This window comes from Hyphomicrobiales bacterium, assembly GCA_030688605.1.
Lineage (GTDB): Bacteria > Pseudomonadota > Alphaproteobacteria > Rhizobiales > NORP267 > JAUYJB01.
Map to the genome: position 1 here is coordinate 1 of JAUYJB010000063.1, position 17,646 is coordinate 17,646.

At 66.8% G+C, this 17,646-nt stretch carries 17 protein-coding genes and 2 tRNA genes; 3 read left to right on the plus strand and 16 right to left on the minus strand.

Annotated elements, in window-relative coordinates:
* Positions 1 to 258: 258 nt before the first annotated feature.
* The 4 genes from Q8P46_07235 to mgtE form a co-directional block, all read right to left on the minus strand.
* The gene (locus tag Q8P46_07235) at positions 259 to 669 is read right to left on the minus strand and encodes a MerR family DNA-binding transcriptional regulator (protein ID MDP2619959.1); all 411 of its coding nucleotides are present in this window, start codon (positions 667 to 669) and stop codon (positions 259 to 261) included.
* 252 nt (positions 670 to 921) lie between these two features.
* A complete protein-coding gene (locus Q8P46_07240) occupies positions 922 to 2,103 on the minus strand; it encodes a DegT/DnrJ/EryC1/StrS family aminotransferase (GenBank protein MDP2619960.1) in 1,182 nt (393 codons plus the stop codon).
* Positions 2,100 to 3,071 carry a Gfo/Idh/MocA family oxidoreductase gene (locus Q8P46_07245; protein ID MDP2619961.1) on the minus strand — a complete coding sequence of 324 codons (972 nt, stop codon included), beginning with the start codon at positions 3,069 to 3,071 and terminating at the stop codon, positions 2,100 to 2,102. Before Q8P46_07245 ends, Q8P46_07240 begins: the two co-directional genes overlap by 4 nt.
* Positions 3,072 to 3,160: 89 nt before the next feature.
* Positions 3,161 to 4,558, minus strand: a complete 1,398-nt coding sequence (gene mgtE / locus Q8P46_07250; GenBank protein ID MDP2619962.1) for a magnesium transporter — start codon at positions 4,556 to 4,558, stop codon at positions 3,161 to 3,163.
* Positions 4,559 to 4,793: 235 nt separating this feature from the next.
* Between mgtE and Q8P46_07255 the strand changes: the two genes are divergently transcribed.
* Positions 4,794 to 5,723, plus strand: coding sequence for a polysaccharide deacetylase family protein (locus Q8P46_07255; protein MDP2619963.1), 930 nt, complete (start codon positions 4,794 to 4,796; stop codon positions 5,721 to 5,723).
* Positions 5,724 to 5,810: 87 nt separating this feature from the next.
* Here Q8P46_07255 and Q8P46_07260 read toward each other — a convergent pair.
* Positions 5,811 to 5,897: transfer RNA gene (locus tag Q8P46_07260), tRNA-Leu, on the minus strand.
* A gap of 188 nt (positions 5,898 to 6,085) precedes the next feature.
* On the opposite strand from Q8P46_07260, the gene lipB reads away from it, so the two are divergent.
* Positions 6,086 to 6,802: a lipoyl(octanoyl) transferase LipB gene (lipB, locus tag Q8P46_07265; GenBank protein MDP2619964.1), complete on the plus strand. Its 717-nt coding sequence runs from the start codon at positions 6,086 to 6,088 to the stop codon at positions 6,800 to 6,802.
* Here the strand turns inward: lipB and Q8P46_07270 are convergent.
* The 10 genes from Q8P46_07270 to Q8P46_07315 all read right to left on the minus strand — a co-directional run bounded on the left by Q8P46_07270 (position 6,753) and on the right by Q8P46_07315 (position 14,792).
* The gene (locus Q8P46_07270) at positions 6,753 to 7,001 is read right to left on the minus strand and encodes an acylphosphatase (protein ID MDP2619965.1); all 249 of its coding nucleotides are present in this window, start codon (positions 6,999 to 7,001) and stop codon (positions 6,753 to 6,755) included. The two genes, lipB and Q8P46_07270, sit on opposite strands and share 50 nt — an antisense overlap.
* A gap of 157 nt (positions 7,002 to 7,158) precedes the next feature.
* A complete protein-coding gene (locus Q8P46_07275) occupies positions 7,159 to 9,174 on the minus strand; it encodes an acetyl/propionyl/methylcrotonyl-CoA carboxylase subunit alpha (GenBank protein MDP2619966.1) in 2,016 nt (671 codons plus the stop codon).
* A gap of 84 nt (positions 9,175 to 9,258) precedes the next feature.
* The gene (locus Q8P46_07280) at positions 9,259 to 10,221 is read right to left on the minus strand and encodes a hypothetical protein (GenBank protein MDP2619967.1); all 963 of its coding nucleotides are present in this window, start codon (positions 10,219 to 10,221) and stop codon (positions 9,259 to 9,261) included.
* Positions 10,222 to 10,415: 194 nt separating this feature from the next.
* Positions 10,416 to 10,492: transfer RNA gene (locus Q8P46_07285), tRNA-Pro, on the minus strand.
* A 52-nt stretch (positions 10,493 to 10,544) separates the two neighbouring features.
* Positions 10,545 to 11,018 (minus strand): MerR family transcriptional regulator, encoded by a 474-nt coding sequence (locus Q8P46_07290; protein MDP2619968.1) that lies wholly within the window; start codon positions 11,016 to 11,018, stop codon positions 10,545 to 10,547.
* A gap of 55 nt (positions 11,019 to 11,073) precedes the next feature.
* A complete protein-coding gene (locus Q8P46_07295) occupies positions 11,074 to 11,388 on the minus strand; it encodes an integration host factor subunit alpha (GenBank protein MDP2619969.1) in 315 nt (104 codons plus the stop codon).
* Positions 11,389 to 11,520: 132 nt separating this feature from the next.
* Positions 11,521 to 12,498, minus strand: coding sequence for a beta-ketoacyl-ACP synthase III (locus Q8P46_07300; GenBank protein MDP2619970.1), 978 nt, complete (start codon positions 12,496 to 12,498; stop codon positions 11,521 to 11,523).
* Positions 12,495 to 13,559, minus strand: coding sequence for a phosphate acyltransferase PlsX (gene plsX / locus Q8P46_07305; protein ID MDP2619971.1), 1,065 nt, complete (start codon positions 13,557 to 13,559; stop codon positions 12,495 to 12,497). Before plsX ends, Q8P46_07300 begins: the two co-directional genes overlap by 4 nt.
* Positions 13,560 to 13,665: 106 nt before the next feature.
* Positions 13,666 to 14,238 (minus strand): DUF177 domain-containing protein, encoded by a 573-nt coding sequence (locus Q8P46_07310; protein ID MDP2619972.1) that lies wholly within the window; start codon positions 14,236 to 14,238, stop codon positions 13,666 to 13,668.
* The gene (locus tag Q8P46_07315; protein MDP2619973.1) at positions 14,235 to 14,792 is read right to left on the minus strand and encodes a ubiquinol-cytochrome C chaperone family protein; all 558 of its coding nucleotides are present in this window, start codon (positions 14,790 to 14,792) and stop codon (positions 14,235 to 14,237) included. Before Q8P46_07315 ends, Q8P46_07310 begins: the two co-directional genes overlap by 4 nt.
* 185 nt (positions 14,793 to 14,977) lie before the next feature.
* Here Q8P46_07315 and Q8P46_07320 point away from each other — a divergent pair, with 185 nt between their 5' ends.
* Positions 14,978 to 15,433 carry an outer membrane protein assembly factor BamE gene (locus Q8P46_07320; GenBank protein ID MDP2619974.1) on the plus strand — a complete coding sequence of 152 codons (456 nt, stop codon included), beginning with the start codon at positions 14,978 to 14,980 and terminating at the stop codon, positions 15,431 to 15,433.
* 82 nt (positions 15,434 to 15,515) lie between these two features.
* On the opposite strand, the gene Q8P46_07325 is transcribed toward Q8P46_07320, so the two are convergent.
* Positions 15,516 to 17,636, minus strand: coding sequence for a sodium-translocating pyrophosphatase (locus Q8P46_07325; protein ID MDP2619975.1), 2,121 nt, complete (start codon positions 17,634 to 17,636; stop codon positions 15,516 to 15,518).
* Positions 17,637 to 17,646: the final 10 nt, after the last annotated feature.

The following is a 17,646-nucleotide window of genomic DNA, read 5'->3' on the forward strand; positions in this document are numbered from 1 at the left end:
CGGGATATCGGGCGAGCGCCGCAACGAACCCGGTGGGCCGATTTGGCCCACCGAAGGCTAAGGTTCTTTTGCGCCGTGGCGGTGTTGCGGCTGTTGGCCGATGCACCGCATCGCCCGGCGAGCCGCGCCTGGCCACGGCGCAAAATCATCCCGGTCAAATGGTTCCCTATAACCATGAACCGCTCTAGGGAACCTGTGAGTCGTGAGGGACCGGTCTATATCCGCGGTGTCGCATGAGAGCCAGAGGGGTCCTTTTCCTCATATCTTGCCGGCGCCGCCCTCTTTGCCCGTGCCGTCGCGCGCGGCAAGGCGGGAATGCAAGCGCGTCTCGGCCCGGCCGAACTCGTCCAGCATGGCCTCGATGTCGGAGCGTTTCCGGTCGAGCTCGGCGCGGCATTCGCGAATGCGGGCGATGACGTGGCGCAGCGCGCGCTCCTGTTCGGGCTCGCGCCCGCAAAGGTCGAGGATCTCCGCGATCTCCGATAAGGAATAGCCGAGCCGCTTGGCGCGCAGGATCAGCATCAGCCGGGCGCACTCGCGCGGCGGGTAGAGCCGCCGGAGGCCGCGCCGCACCGGGTTGATCAGCCCCTCGCCTTCATAGAAGCGCAGCGTCCGCGTCGAGATGCCGAACTCCCGCGTCAGCTCCCCGATCGTCGACAGATCCTGCATGGCATTCCCCCCGGCCATGCCCGTTATAGTCCTCTTACGTGAAAGTCAATCGATGTCGAAAAGAGCAGATATTTCCGTCCACTAAATTGCAATCTTCGGACGGGAACCGGCCGTCGCGGCCGCGACCCGCGGACGGCAGATCATGGCCTCGCAGCCTCTGGAAAAGGGCGCAAGAAGACTCTACCTGCGTTCCCTCTCCCCGGTGGGGAGAGGTTCTATCCGCGGTCCTGATCGCCGTCGTTCCGCAGCCTGCTAAAGCGCTGCCTTGAGCTGCTCGATCACGTAGGCCACCTCCTCGTCGGTGAGATCGCCATAGATCGGCAGCGACAGAACCTCGCCGGCCAGACGCTCGGAGACCGGCAGCGCCTCGCCGCCATTGACCCACGGCGCGAAGGCGGCGTGGCGGTGCAAGGGGGTCGAGTAGAACAGGCCGGTACCGACGCCGGCATCGGCAAGGCGGGTGCGGACACCGTCGCGGTCGGCAACCCGCAGCGTATAGAGCGCCCAGGTGCTCTCGTAACCGGGCGGCACCGTCGGCGTGATGACGTCGTCGGAAAGGGCTTCCGTGTACATGGCGGCGATGCGCCGGCGCGCATCGAGCTCGTCGGGGAAATCCTCGAGCTTGACCAGCAGCACCGCCGCCTGCAGCGTGTCGAGCCGCCCGGTCATGCCCAGCCGCAGCGCCTCGTCGCCGGAGCCGAGACGGCCGTGGGTGCGGATCAACCGCACCTCGGCGGCCAGATTGTCGTCGTCGGTGAACAGCGCGCCGCCGTCGCCGAAGCCGCCGAGCACCTTGGTCGGATAGAAGCTGGTCGCGGTGATCGGCGCCAGGGTGCCGACGGCGGGTCCGCCAGCAACCGCGCCGAAGCTCTGCGCCGCGTCGGCGATCACCGTCATGCCATAGCGCCCGGCGACGGCGCCGACCGCGGTGTAGTCGGCCGGCAGCCCGTAAAGGTCGACCGGCATGACCGCCTTCGGCTTCAGCTTGCCGGAGGCGGTGACGGCGGAGGCCACGCGCTCCAGGTCCGCCGGATCGATGTTGAAGGTCGCGGCATCGACATCGACGAAGATCGGCGTGGCGCCGATCGCGGCCACCGCGCCGGCCGTCGCCGAAAAGGTGAAGGCGGGCACGAACACCGCATCCCCCGGCCCCGCGCCGAGCGCCATCAGCGCCATGATCAGCGCGTCGCGCCCGGCCGAGACGGCGATGGCGTGGCGCGCGCCGCAATAGGCGGCGAGCGATTCCTCCAGCTCGTCGACCTCCGGGCCGAGCACGAACTGGCAGTGGCGCAGGACGTTGTCCATCCGCGCCCTGATGCGGGCATGCGTGCGCGGCTCCTGGCGCTTGAGATCAAAAAGGGGGACGGTCCTTGCCTGACGCGGCGCCTGCTTGCGCGCGCGCCTTTGCGACGTAGCGACACTCAATTCATTCATACGACCAACTCGGCTTCGATACGACGGCGATGGGCGCGCAGGGTTTCCGTGATCATGTTCGCCACCCGCAAGGCGTCACGCCCCACCCTGCCGTCAACTGTTGGCACACGGCCGCTGCGAACGCAATCGAGGAATTCGGATATCTCGTTGAAGAGACTGTCTTCCTTGGAAATATTCCAAGATTTGGCGGCAACCGCGGCGGCTCCCTGCCGCGCCGGGTCGCCGATGCGCCGATGCAGCACAATGCTGCTTGAGTCGAAATCGCACACGACATAGCTGTCCGGCTGGAACACCCGCATGCGCCGCTCGGTCGTTTCGGCGACTCGGCTGGCGGTGACGTTGGCGACGGCGCCACTGGCAAACTCGATGCGGGCATTGGCGATGTCCTCGCCCGGGTTGAGGACCGGAACGCCGACGGCGTGGACCGAGACGATCTTCGATGCCGCAAGCCCGAGGATGATGTCGATGTCGTGGATCATCAGGTCGAGGACGACGTCGACATCCGTCGCGCGCGGCCGGAACGGCGAGATGCGGGTGGCCTCGATATAAAGCGGCTTGGTCACCTTGGCGGCAAGCGCGCGATAGACGGCCGAGAAACGCTCGATATGCCCGACCTGAAGCACCAGGCCGCGCTCCCTGGCGCAATCGATCAGCGCCTCGGCCCGCTCCACCGTGTCGGTGATCGGCTTTTCCACCAGAACGTGAATGCCGGCGGACAGTAGCGCGTGGCCGACCTCGAAATGCAGGGAGGTCGGCACCGCGACGGAGACGAGATCGACGCGGCCGATCAGGTCGCGATAGTCGGTGAGCGCTTCGCCGCCATATTGCTTCGCCGCCGCCTTGGCGCGGCTTTCGTCGATATCGACGAGCGCGGCCAGCGTCGCGTCCGGGTGCGCCGCGTAATGCTTGGCGTGAAACTTGCCGAAATAGCCGAGCCCGACGACGCCGGCGCGAAGTCCCCCAGTCATGGGTTAGTCATGGCACTTTCGGGTCGGCGAAGCAAGAGCCGCACCGGCGGAGCAAAAGAGCCGCAAAATCAATGACATCATGGTTTGCTTCAGGCAAGCCCGAACCACCAGGCGGCGAGGCCGAGAAAGGCGAAGAAGCCGACCACGTCGGTGACCGTCGTCACGAACACGCCGGAGGCCACCGCGGGATCGAGCTTCAGCCTTTGCAGGCCGACCGGGATGAGGATCCCGAACAGCCCGGCCGCCAGCATGTTGACGACCATCGCCACCGCCATGACGCCGCCGAGCTGGGCATTGTCGAACCACAGGCCGGCAACCGACCCGATAATGACGGCGAACATGCAGCCATTGAGGAAACCGACCAGGGTCTCGCGGGTGATGACGCGCTTGACCTTGAAGCGGGCAAGCTCGCCGGTGGCGATCGCCCGCACCGCCACGGTCATGGTCTGGGTGCCGGCGTTGCCGCCCATCGAGGCGACGATCGGCATCAGCACCGCCAGCGCCACCATCTGGGTGATGCTGGCGTCGAACAGGCTGATGACCCAGGAAGCCAGAATGGCGGTGCCGAGATTGACCAGGAGCCAGACGAAGCGGCTCTTGGTCGCCGTCAGCACCGTGTCGGAGATTTCCTCGTCGCCGACGCCGCCGAGCCGGCGGATGTCCTCGTCCGCCTCCTCCTCGATGACGTCGATGATGTCGTCGACCGTGATCACGCCGACCAGGCGGCCGGATTCGTCGACCACCGCCGCCGACACCAGATCGTAGCGCTCGAAGGTGCGCGCCACCTCCTCCTGGTCGTCGGTGGCTTTGACCGTATAGATCTCCGGCTTCATGATCGCCTGCATCGCCACCGGCCGCTTGGCCCGCAGGAGGTGATTGAGGGACACGGTGCCGAGCGGCCGGAACGCCGGGTCGATCACGAAGATCTCGTAGAAATCGTCCGGAAGATCGTCGGAATCCCGCATATAGTCGATGGTCTGTCCCACCGTCCAGAAGGGCGGCACGGCGATGAACTCGCTCTGCATGCGCCGCCCGGCGGTCTCTTCCGGGAACTCCAGGCCGCGCCTGAGCGTCGCCCGCTCGGTCGCCGGGATGCGGGCGAGGATGTCCTTCTGCTCGCTCTCTTCGAGATCCTGGAGGATGTGGATCGCATCGTCGGTGTCGAGGTCGCGCACGCCTTCCGCAACCGCTTCGTTTGGCAGGATTTCGAGGATCTCGTCGCGGACGCTGTCGTCGACCTCGGTCAGCGCCAGAAAGTCGAACTCCGGCCCCAGCAACTGGACCATCAGGTTGCGCTGCTCGGGCCTGAGCGCCTCCAGCACGTCGGCAAGGTCGGCCTCGTGCAGCGGCTGGGCGAGCGCCGCCAGCGCCTCGCGGTCGCCGGCTTCGACCGCGGCGCTAACACGCTCCAGGAATGCCGGCGCGATATGACCGTCCTCGGCGCGTACGGCCAGGGCCAGGTCCTCGCTGGTCACGGTTTCCTGCACGGCAAATCTCCCGTTCGCGGGTCGCGGCGGCGTCGCGTGGCACTACATGTATGCGAATCTCCGCGCGCGCAACAGCGCTGCCCATTATTCCGCATTTTAATAAAGGTTAACGCTTGTGCCGGAGCGCCAATCGCGCTTCAATGGCTGAGCGGCGGTGGGGTTTTTTCCGCACGTGGGAGTACTACCGTTGAGTCGGCTGGCGTTCAGTTTCAGCCTGGTTGTTGCGTGTGCCAGCGTGACATTCCTGAGCGTTCCGGAGGCCGTGGCGGCCTGCCGAGCGAAGGCGCTTGGCGTTTCCCGAACCCTCGAAATCGATGCCAGCCCCGGCCTGCTGGTCGGCTCCATGCACTATGGCAAGCGCTTGGCGCTGAAGCCCAAAGAGGTGGTGCTGACCTTCGACGACGGTCCGCTTTCCGGGCCGACCGATCGTGTCCTCAAGGCGCTTGCCGCCGAATGCGTCAAGGCGACCTTCTTCATGGTCGGCTTGATGGCGGATGCCTATCCGGCGCTGGTGCGGAAGGTCGCGGCGGCCGGGCACACCATTGCCACGCACAGCAACACGCATCCCCGCGGCATGACCAGCCTGGAGCTGGCGGTCGCCGAGCGGGACATCGAGCGCGGCTTTCAGCGGATCTCCGCCGCGCTCGGCGAAGCCAGCGAGCCGGCCCCCTTCTTCCGCTATCCGGGCCTCGCGCCCTCCCCCGCGCTCGACACCTTTCTCCTCGGCAACGGCATCGCCACGTTCAGCGCCGACATCGTCGGCGACGACTGGCACGACATTTCCTCCTCGCAGATCCTGTCACGGGTGTTGCACCGGCTCGACCATCAGGGCCGCGGCATCATTCTGCTGCACGACATCAAGCCGAGGACCGCGCTGATGATCCCGCGCCTGCTCAGGGCATTGAAGTCGCGCGGCTACAAGATCGTGCACCTGGTGCCGAGACGCGAGGGCTTCGAGGTCAGCCTGCGCAGCGCCGTTTACAAACCCGACGAGGACGACGCGCCGGCCGCATCCATCGAGCCGGCCAAATCCGTCGAGACGGTGATGTCCGACGCGCCGGCCGCATCCATCGAGCCGGCCAAATCCGTCGAGCCGGTCAAGCCTTTCGAGCCGGCCATATCGGTCGAAACGGCCAAATCCATCGAGACGGCCCGGGCCCCATAGAGCCCTCACAATAAAGCTGCGCCTGATTAGAGCTTACCCGGGTCTGACCTGCCGGCGTAGGCGAGATGAATCATCCAATGAAAAGGGTGGTGCGGACGAGAAGACTCGAACTTCCACGGGGTCTCCCCCACAGCGACCTCAACGCTGCGCGTCTACCAGTTCCGCCACGTCCGCAAGCTTTCCGGCGCATCGCGCCGGGGCGCTGGTCACTTAGCAAAAGCCGCCGTCAAGGACAAGGCCCGCACCGGCGGCGAACGCCGAACCCGACCTGCGCGACGCCAAATGCGCGCAACCCTATATAATGGACGTCGTCAATCATTCCATGCAGCGGCAAGGCCATGATCGCCGTCCCGGACAAAAATTTGCGGAAGCCGTCCGCCGGCGCCCCACCGGTCGAGTGGGTGGTTTCCGCGCAGCCGGTGGATTATGCCGCCGCGCTCGCGGCCATGGAGGCCCGCGTCGATGCCATCGCCGCCGGCCATGGGCGCGAACGCGTCTGGCTCCTCGAACATCCGCCGGTCTACACCGCGGGCACCAGTGCAAGACCCGAGGACCTGATCGCGCCGGGGCGTTTCCCGGTGCATCGGGTCGGCCGCGGCGGCCAGTACACCTATCACGGGCCGGGCCAGCGGGTTGCCTATGTGATGCTCGGCCTCAAGTCGCGCGGCGGCGATGTGCGGGCTTTCGTCACAGCGCTCGAGGAATGGCTGATCGCGACGCTTGCGCAATTCGGCGTCGGCGCGGAGCGGCGCGCGGGCCGGGTCGGCGTGTGGGTCGTCCGGCCCGACAAGGGGGAAGGCGCGGAGGACAAGATCGCCGCCATCGGCATCCGCCTGCGCCGCTGGGTCAGCTTTCACGGCGTCAGCCTCAATGTCGCGCCCGATCTCGAGCATTATTCCGGCATCGTGCCCTGCGGCGTCAGCGAGCATGGCATCACCAGCCTCGCCGACCTCGGCGTGGCGGCAAGCATGGCGGAGGTCGACGCGGCCTTGCGCCGCGCCTTCGAGCGCGTCTTCGGCGCAACACAGCTCACACGGTCGGAAGAACCTGAAATGGCGGCGGCGGCAGATCGCCGCTGAACGGTTCCGCCCGCACATCGGTCACGCGCGCCGCCGGCGGCCCCGCGGCGCAAAGCCCGACCATCCTGTCGACCGCCTCGGCAGGTCCGCAAAACAGCGCCTCGACGCTGCCGTCGCGGCGGTTGCGCACCCAGCCGGTCAGGCCCAGGCCCCCTGCCGCGCGCTCCGTCCAGGCGCGGTAGGCGACCCCCTGCACCATGCCCTCGATCTCGACGCGAACGGCCTTCACCCGATCCGCCCCTTTCGCGTTTTTTCCCAGAGCGAATTCCGTTCCAGTTGGTTCGGATTTTGCTCTTGTCTTTTTGTTTGAGCATGTTCTTTTCGCAAAACCGGTTCCCACTTTTGCGGAACATGCTCTACTCGAACTCCATGATGACCGCGTCGACCGCCAGGTTGTCGCCCGGCTTGGCGTTGATTTTCTTGACCTTGCCGTCGCGCTCGGCGCGCAGCACGTTTTCCATCTTCATCGCTTCGATGACGCAGAGCTGGTCGCCGATCTTGATCTCCTGCCCGACCTTGACGGCAAGCGAGGTCACGAGCCCCGGCATCGGGCAGACCAGCCGCTTGGCGGTGTCGGTTTCCTTCTTGACCGGCATCAGCGCGTGCAGCGCCGCTTCGCGCCGCGTATAGACGGCGACCTCGACCTCGGTGCCGCGGTGCGACAGGCCGACGCCATTGAGGATCGGCCGCACCTGGACGTTGAGCTTGCGGCCGTCGACGGTGCCGTGCCACGTCGGCTCGCCCGGCGTCCATTGCGAGGATAGCTCGACCGCGCGGCCGGCCGCGCCCTCCTCCCCGTCGAAGCTGACCGTCACCGTATCGCCCTCATCCGCGACCGCGACCGGGATGCGCTCGCCGGCGACGGCGACGACCCGCGCGCCGGTGAAGGCGAAGGGGATCGCGCTCATCTGCCCGGTGATCCGCCGCCGCCGCAGATTGCTCCGATGATCGATGAAGGTCGCGACCGCCGCGAGAACCTCCAGCGTGTCGCGCTCGGGCGCGTGGGAATGCAGCCCGTCGGGAAACTCCTCGGCGATGAAATTGGTCGAAAGCCGCCCCTCCACCCAGCGCGGATGCGCCATGACGGCGGAAAGAAACGGGATATTGTGGCGGATGCCGTCGATGGTGAAGGCATCCAGCGCGTCGGAAAGCGCATCGGTGGCGTGGACGCGGTCCGGAGCGTGGGCGATCAGCTTGGCGATCAGCGGATCGTAGTAGACGGTGATCTCCGCCCCCTCGTAGACGCCGGTGTCGTTGCGGACGGTCGCCCCCGCGCGCACGCCCTCCTGCGGCGGCCGGTAGCGCACCAGCCGGCCGGTCGAGGGCAGGAAGTTGCGATAGGGGTCCTCGGCATAGACCCGCGCCTCGATGGCCCAGCCGTTGAGCGCCACGTCCTTCTGCCTGATGGCCAGCTTTTCGCCCGCCGCGACCTGGATCATCTGCTCGACCAGGTCGATGCCGGTGACGAGCTCGGTGACCGGGTGCTCGACCTGCAGCCGCGTGTTCATTTCCAGGAAGTAGAAGTTGCGCTCCTTGTCGACGATGAACTCGACCGTGCCGGCGCTCGTGTAGCCGGCGGCGCGGGCCAGCGCCACCGCCTGCTCGCCCATCGCCTTGCGCGTCTGAGCGTCGATGAAGGACGACGGCGCCTCCTCGATCACCTTCTGGTTGCGGCGCTGGATCGAGCATTCGCGCTCGCCGAGATGGATGACGTTGCCGTGGCCGTCGGCGAGCACCTGGACCTCGATATGGCGCGGCTCGGTGATGTATTTCTCGATGAAGACGCGGTCGTCGCCGAATGACGACGCCGCCTCCGAGCGCGCCCGCTCGAAGCCCTCGGCAACCTCCTGCCGGCCGCGGGCGACGCGCATGCCCTTGCCGCCGCCGCCGGCGGACGCCTTGATCCTCACCGGATAGCCGATCTCGCCGGCAATCCGCACCGCCTCTTCCGCGTCCGCGACGATGCCGATATGGCCGGGTATCGTGTTGACCTTGGCGGCGGCGGCGAATTTCTTCGACTCGACCTTGTCGCCCATCGCCTCGATCGCCTTGGCGCCGGGGCCGACGAAGGCGATGCCGGCTTGCGCCAGCGCGGCGGCGAATTTGGGGTTCTCCGCAAGGAACCCGTAGCCGGGATGCACGGCCTCGGCGCCCGTCTTCCTGCAGGCACCGACGAGCCGATCGATCCTGAGGTAGGATTCGGCTGCCGGCGCCGGCCCGAGCCGCACCGCTTCGTCGGCCATCTCGACGTGCAGCGCGTCCTTGTCGGCGTCGGAATGGACCGCCACCGTGGCAATCCCCATCGACCGCGCCGTCTTGATGATCCGGCAGGCGATCTCGCCGCGGTTGGCGATCAGGATCTTCTTGAACATCGGCGGGATGGCTCCCTTCGCCGGCCCCCCTGCCGGCGCCTCAAGCGCTAGGAGCGGCGATTTCCGATGCCGGGCGGCGGATTGTCAAGGTGCGCTTCGCCGCACGGCGGACCTGCGCGTGTCGGCGCTGTGCCTGTCCAGCGCGATGAGAATCCAGGCGGTGAGCAGGTCCTCGCTTGTCCTGTCGGCAAGCTCCGCGACGACGCTGCGGGGGGCATGACGGGCCTCGCCGAGCCCCGAAGCGACCATTCGCGCCGTGCAGCCGGGCACGCCGCGGCAACGGTCGAGCCAATCGGAAGCGCGCAGGCGATTGCCGCGCAAATCCGCCTGCTCGGCGCGGTAGTCGGTGCCGGCGGCGAGGAAATCGAACGGCGCGCGGCGAAGGTCGCGATGGTCCTCAAGATGGATCCAGTGCGCCATGGTGCCGCCGCGGGCGAGGAGGCCAGCGAGGTGGTCGAGGACCGGGCCGCATTTCCAGGCCGGAATATGTTCCATGACCGAATCGGAGTGGATGAGCCGCACGCGCTCGGGCAGCATCACCGGCCCGCTGGCATCGAACGGCGCGACATAGTACGTCGCCATGGCCTCAAGGGCGGTTTCGGACCGCCAATCGATCGCGGCAAGCCGGCGCAAGCGGGCGTCCAGCACATCCTCCGCCACCCAGGGGCGCAGAATCCTGCGGCAAGCGGCAAGGTCGCTGTTGCGCACAAGCCGTGACATCAGTTGCGGCTGCAGGATGCGGTAATAGTCGAGGGCATAGATACGCCGGGCGCCGAGCAGGAAATAGATCGCCGGCTCGGCCAGAAGATGCCCGCAGCCGAACTCGGCGCAGACCGCGCCCTCGAGGCTGTCGACGCCGACCTGGCGCAACCGTGCGCACTGCCTCTCGGCGACGCGTTCCAGCCGCTTGCTGCCGGCGGCAAGCCGACGCGCGCGCCAAGCTTGCGCCCAGCTCTCGGCGTGACCGGCGGCACCCACGCGCTGCAGCAGGCGCTCGCGCATCCGCCCGGGAATGCGGTGATAGAGATACTGTGCCAATGCCAACATCGCCGCCCCGCCATGGCGGAAACGCGCCGCTTCCCGGCACCCGCCGCCGATCGCGGCTCGACGGCGTTCAAACGCATACTCTAGAAGTGCCGCATCAGGAGCGCCGCTTCCCGAAACACCGCCCGCCCTCGCTCAAATCCCGCTTCGCGCGGCCGGGTCATGGCCCGCCGAGCCGAAGCGCGAACGGCGAAGGATGGTCGGAGCGGCGGGATTTGAACCCACGACCCCTTGTCCCCCAGACAAGTGCGCTACCGGGCTGCGCTACGCTCCGCGCCTTTCAGGCCGAAGCTTGATGTACAGGCTCCGCCGCGCCGGCGCAACATTCACTTGGCGCGCCGCACGCCCTCGAGCCGCGACTGCGCCTCGCGCAGGGTCCTGAGCACGGTCTTCAACGCCCGCACCTGGCTGACGCCGCTTTTTCCGGCCCCCGAGATGCCTCCCGCCGGCGGCCTGGCCATGGCGGTCGCCCGGCGTTCCGGCTCGCCGAAGCCGGTCGCCACCGCGGCCGCCAGCGCGTCCGCGTCCTCCTGCCAGCAATTGGCGACATGGCGCACGCCCTGCTCGCGCAGGATCTTCTGCACGCCCTTGATGGTGAAGCCCTCCGAATAAAGGAGATAGCGGATGCCGCGCAATAGATCGATATCGCCGGGCCGGTAATAGCGCCGTCCCCCACCGCGTTTCAGCGGCTTGATGGAGCTGAATTTGGATTCCCAGAACCGCAGCACGTGCTGCGGCAGGTCGAGGTCTTCGGAGACCTCGGAGATGGTCCGAAATGCCTCGGGTGATTTGTCAGTCAAGGTGTGCCTCCGCCTGGCCCTTGTTGTTAAAACTCCCTTCTACGCCGGCTCCTCGCTAATCCGACTTGTTGACGATCAGACCTTCGTTGATCTTGTCCTTGAGCACGTTGCTGGGCTTGAACACCAGGACGCGCCGCGGGGCAATCGGAACCTCCTCGCCGGTCTTTGGATTGCGGCCGATACGCCGGTTTTTATTGCGGACGACGAAGGAGCCGAAAGAGGATAACTTCACGGTTTCCCCTTTCTCCAGACAATCGGTAATCTCCTTCAGGAACAGCTCGACCAAATCGGCCGACTCCGTCCGGGAAAGCCCGACTTTTTGATACACGGCCTCACTCAGATCGGCTCGCGTTACTGTCTTTGCCCCCATATGGCAGCCCCCCGCCGCGATCTAACCTGGCCCCATTTATAATGGTTTGTGAACGGTTTGGAAAGGGTCAATGAAGCCAAGTGTCTGGCAAACCAATTCTATTGTCGCCGCGGCCCGCCTCCGGGTTGCGTCTTACCAGCGAACCAGCGCCGCGCCCCAAGTAAAGCCGCCGCCCATCGCCTCCATCAGCACCAGCTGTCCGGGATGGATCTTCTGCTCCTCGACGGCGGCGCGCAACGCCAGCGGAATCGAGGCGGCGGATGTGTTGGCGTGGCGGTCGATGGTCGTCACCACCCGCTCCGCCGGCACGTTCAGCTTGCGCGCCATGGCGTCGATAATGCGCTTGTTGGCCTGGTGCGGCACGAACCAGTCGATCTGGGCGGCGCTCAGCCCGGCGCACTTGAGTGCGTCCTCCACCACCTCCGACAACAGCGTCACCGCGCCGCGGAACACCTCGCGGCCGTGCATCCTGAGATGGCCGACGGTCTGCGTCGTCGACGGCCCGCCGTCGACATACAGCATCTCCTTATAGTGCCCGTCCGACCTCAGCTTGGTCATCAGCACGCCGCGGTCGGCATTGGTGCCGCTCTGCTCCTCGGTCTCCAGCACGACCGCGCCGCCGCCGTCGCCGAACAGGACGCAGGTGGTCCGGTCGTCCCAATCGATGATGCGCGAAAAGGTCTCCGCCCCGATCACCAGGGCGCGGCGGTACTGGCCGGCGCGCAGGAAATTGTCGGCGGTCGCCAGGGCGAAGATGAAGCCGGAGCACACCGCGTGAATGTCGAAGGCGGTGCCGTGGTGCATGCCGAGGTGTGACTGGATCGTGGTGGCGGTCGCCGGAAAGGTGTTGTCCGGGGTCGCGGTCGCCAGAATGATGAGGTCGATGTCCTTGGGCCTGAGCCGGGCGTCCTCCAGCGCGGCGAGGGCCGCCGCCGTGCCGATGTCCGCGGTCGTCTCGCCGTCGGCGGCGATGCGCCGCTCGCGGATGCCGGTGCGCTGTTGGATCCACGCATCGCTGGTGTCCACGCGCGACGCCAATTCATCGTTGGTCACGACCCGCTCGGGCAGATACGCCCCGCAACCCCTGACGACCGATCGAATCTTTGTCACGACGCTACCGAACCAGCCCCTCGAGACGCCGGAGATCGGCGTTCCCTGTGATAGTCCCCCAGATCCGCGACGATCTTCTCCAACAGACCATTGCGTACCATCTCGTAGCCCAGTCCGACCGCGCTCGCAAATCCTTCCGCGTCGGTGCCGCCGTGGCTCTTGATCACGATGCCGTTCAGGCCGAGGAACACGCCGCCATTCGATCGGCGCGGATCCATCTTTTCTTTCAAGGCCTTAAAGGCGCCCGAGGCGAGCAGATAGCCGATCCGGGCAAGCAGCGTGCGGTTCATCGCATTCTTCAGATATTGAGCGATCTGCTGGGCGGTGCCCTCCGCCGTCTTCAGCGCGATGTTGCCGGCAAAGCCTTCGGTGACGACCACGTCGACGCTGCCGCGGCCGAGATCGTCGCCTTCGACGAAGCCCTTATAGTCCATCGGCAGGTGGGAATCGCGCAGCAATTGATGCGCCGCGCGCACATCCTCCAGTCCCTTGATCTCCTCGACGCCGATGTTGAGCAGGCCCACCGTCGGCCGATCGAGACCGAACAAGGCCCGCGCCATGGCCTCGCCCATGAGCGCGCAATCGACGAGCTGCTGGGCGTCGGCGCCGATCGTCGCGCCGACGTCGAGAACGATGCTCTCGCCCCTCAAGGTCGGCCAGATCGCGGCGATGGCCGGACGGTCGATGCCGGCCAGCGTCCGCAGGGAAAACCGGGCCATTGCCATCAGCGCGCCGGTATTGCCGGCGGAGACGGCGACGTGGGCCTCGCCGTTCTTCACCGCCTCGAGCGCCAGCCACATGCTGGAGCGCCGGCGGCCGCGGCGCAGCGCCTGGCTCGGCTTGTCGTCCATGCGCACGACGATATCGGTATGGACGACCTCGCAGGCCGCGGCAACACGCGGATGCGCCTTGAGGATCGGCGAAATCGCCGCCTCGTCGCCAAATAGCTTGAAGTGCGTGTCGGGGCGCCGCGAAAGCGCGATGTCGGCGCCCGGAATGACGACCTCGGGCCCATGATCGCCGCCCATGGCGTCAAGCGCTATGATAACCGGTTCGGGCATGTTTTACCGCGCAGTTTCGGCGCCCCCAATGGCCGCATCGGGCCGTGGGAAGATAGCGTTTTGCCAAGGGGAGACAACCGCTTTCTTGAGATGCGGGCCGGCGCAGCTACTCGGCTTTGCCGCCGCGGCGGCCGCGCAGAACCGCGAACGGACTGTCTTCCTCGCCCGCCTCGCCGGCCTCGGTCGCGCCCTTGAGCACCGCGTCGGGGTGGCGCGGATAGGGATCGAGCGCCAGCGCGAACTCCTCCAGGAGCACGCCTGCGACATCGATCGTTTCGCCGGGCAGAGGCTCCGGAGGCTCTTGCTGTTCCGGGCCGATGACGAGCTCCGCCTTGGCCCTGCGCGCGCCGGTCTCTCCTGCCCGCGGCGCCTCGATGCGCTCGGCGGGCAGGAAGCGGCGTTCGAATTCCTCGTCGATTCGCCCCTCCACCGGCCGCAGCGATACGACACAGGTCTGCGTCAGCCGCACCGCGAGCCGGCCGCCGAGCCGGACGCCGTCGCGGCCGTAGGGCTGCAGCATCAGTTCCGCCCGAAAGCTGGCGATGTCCTTGACGCCATAGGCCGCCGCGATCGCCCGCCGCTCGGCCGGGGTGGCGTCGATCTCCAGCATCCGGCCTGTCGGCGGCAGACCGCCGATCGGCGCCGGCCATCGCGGCAGGGAGGCTTGCTGTCGCGTCATGACGGTATCCCGGTCACTGCGGGCTCCGGAAAGGCCAGGTCCGCGGCCCTGATCTCGGCAAGGCTCAGCCCGGCAAGATGGTCCCGGGCGGCGAAGGCATATTGCGCGATCGCCGCCGCGGGCGCGGACGGCGCATCCGTCCCGGCATACAGGTTGCGGGCGACGGCGTCCTTCATCATCGCCATCGAATCGTCCTTGAATGCGGCCTCATAGGCGCCGACGCGGCCATAGAAGGCCTCAGCCATGCGCTTGATCTTCTTCGGCACCGACAGATCGCCGATGCCCATTTCGCGCAACGACCGATCGAGATCGACGAACATCGCGTCGAAAACGAGTTGCGCGAGTTGCCGCTCCTCGTCATTGCGCCGCAGCCGCCCGAACAGGAGAAAGGCGTGCAGGACGATCATGTCATAGCGGCCCGCCGGCGTATCCGGCACGCCAAGATCGGCATAGAAGACCGGCTTGCGGGCCTGCGCCACAAGGGCGCCATAAACAAGGTGTGGAGTTCCGTTCCGGGCGCCGATGAGACGTTTGAGGACGGCCGGCATGCGCATGTCCGCGTTCCTCCGACGGGTGGCGATGGCGCCGCCGATCGCGCATCGGTCCTTGCCGCCAAGCCGGAGCGAGGCCGTCTCGCTCCGAAAGCTGGCCATTGCAAAATGGCCGTATGCGGGGTACGTCAATTCCCTGGGAGCGGCAAGGCCCATATGGGGCCTGGTTTTGGGAGTGCCAAAGGCGAATGGGTCATCTGGCTTCGAAGAGGGTCAGCCGCGGGCTGATTGCGGCGCTGGCGCTGGGGACGCTCATCTCCGCCTGCTCCGCGCAGGTCACCCGGCACGGCTATATCGCCGAGGAAGGGGCGCTCAGCCAGATCGAGCTCGGCTCGAGCAGGGAGCAGGTGCGCCTCATCATGGGCACGCCGTCGACGACGGCGGCGATCGGCAACGAGGTCTATTTCTACGTCTCCCAAACCAAGGAGCAGGTGCTGTTTCTGGAGCCGGAGGTTGTCGACCAACGGGTGCTGACCTTCTATTTCGCCGATGACGGACGGCTCGAGCGGATCGCCAATTACGGCCTCCAGGACGGCAAGGTGTTCGACTTCATCTCCCGCACCACGCCGACGCGCGGCGACGATCTGACGGTGCTGCGCCAGATCCTTGGCAATATCGGCAATATCAACCCGTTCAACCCCTAAGGCCGGCGGCCTCTCCGGCGCGCAATGAAAAGCCCCGCGGGAGTGCGCCCCGCGGGGCCGATATCGTGCGGTTCGAACTGCCCTAGCGCGCCAGCACGGCGAGCAGCAGCAGGGCAACGATGTTGGTGATCTTGATCATCGGATTGACCGCGGGTCCGGCGGTGTCCTTGTAGGGATCGCCGACCGTGTCGCCGGTGACCGCCGCCTTGTGCGCCTCCGAGCCCTTGCCGCCGTAATTGCCGTCCTCGATGAACTTCTTGGCATTGTCCCAGGCGCCGCCGCCGGCGGTCATCGAGATGGCGACGAACAGGCCGGTGACGATGACGCCGAGAAGCATGGCGCCGACCGCGGAGAACGCCGCCGACTTGCCGGCGATCAGGCCGATGACGGAAAAGACCACGATCGGCGACAATACCGGAAGCATCGAGGGGATCATCATTTCCTTGATGGCGGCCCGCGTCAGCATGTCGACGGCGCGGCCATAGTCGGGCCGCTCGGTGCCTTCCATGATCCCCGGCTTCTCGCGGAACTGGCGGCGCACCTCCTCGACCACCGCGCCGCCGGCGCGGCCGACGGCGGTCATGGCCATGCCGCCGAACAGATAGGGCAGCAGGCCGCCGAAGAACAGGCCGACCACGACATAGGGGTTCGACAGCGAGAAGTCGAGATCGACGCCGGCGAAATAGGGGAACCGGTCGGTATTGGCGATGAAGAAGTTGAGGTCCTCGGTATAGGCGGCAAACAGCACCAGCGCGCCGAGCCCCGCCGAGCCGATGGCGTAGCCCTTGGTCACCGCCTTGGTGGTGTTGCCGACCGCATCCAGCGCGTCGGTGGTCTTGCGCACCTCCTCCGGCAGATCGGCCATTTCGGCGATGCCGCCGGCATTGTCGGTCACCGGCCCGAAGGCGTCGAGCGCGACGACGACGCCGGCCAGCGCCAACATGGTGGTCACCGCGATGGCGATGCCGTAGAGGCCGGCGAGCGTGAAGCTGACGATAATGCCGGCGACGATGACCAGCGCCGGCAACGCGGTCGCCTCCATCGACACCGCCAGACCCTGGATGACGTTGGTGCCGTGTCCGGTCAGCGAGGCGCGGGCAATCGACTGGACCGGGCGGAAATGGGTGCCGGTGTAATATTCGGTGATCCAGATGATGAGCCCCGTCACGACGAGCCCGGCCACGCCGCAGAAATAGAGATCCCGGCCGGTGAAGCTCGCGCCGCGGCTGGTGGTCAGCGACGTGTCCATACCGATCAGCCAGTCGGTGACCGGCCACAGCACGATCAGCGACAGAATGGCGGTGGCGATGAAGCCCTTGTAGAGCGCGCCCATGATCGACTGGTTGGCGCCGAGCCGGACGAAGAAGGTGCCGATGATGGAGGTCACGACGCAGGCCGCCCCGATGGCCAGCGGAAAGAGCATGAAGGCGTCGAGCATGTCGGTACCGGCGAAGAAGATGGAGGCCAGCACCATGGTCGCCACCACCGTCACCGCATAGGTCTCGAACAGGTCGGCGGCCATGCCGGCGCAGTCGCCGACATTGTCGCCGACATTGTCGGCGATGGTCGCCGGGTTGCGCGGGTCGTCCTCGGGAATGCCAGCCTCGACCTTGCCGACGAGGTCGCCGCCGACGTCGGCGCCCTTGGTGAAGATGCCGCCGCCGAGACGGGCGAAGATGGAGATCAGCGAGGCGCCGAAGCCGAGTGCCACCAGGGCGTCGATCAGCGTCCGGTCGCCGATGCCATAGCCCAACCCCTTGGTCAGCACCGCGTAATAGCCGGCAACGCCGAGCAGCGCCAGGCCGGCGACCAAAAGGCCGGTGACGGCGCCGGCGCGAAAGGCGATGGACAGGCCTGCCGCCAGGCTGCGGCTCGCCGCCTGGCAGGTGCGCACATTGGCGCGCACCGAGACCAGCATGCCGATGAAGCCGGCCGAGCCCGAGAGCACGGCCCCGATCAGAAAGCCGATGCCGACCGGCAGCGACAGCAGGTAGGCGACGAGCACGAAAATGACGAGCCCGGCGATGCCGATGGTGGTGTATTGGCGGGTCAGATAGGCCATCGCGCCTTCCTGAATGGCGCCTGCGATCTCCTGCATGCGCGGCGTGCCGGCGTCCGCCGCCATGACCGACTGAACGGTCCACACGCCATAGACGATCGACAACGCGCCGCACGCGATAATCAGCCAAATCGCGGTATCCATGGATCGATCC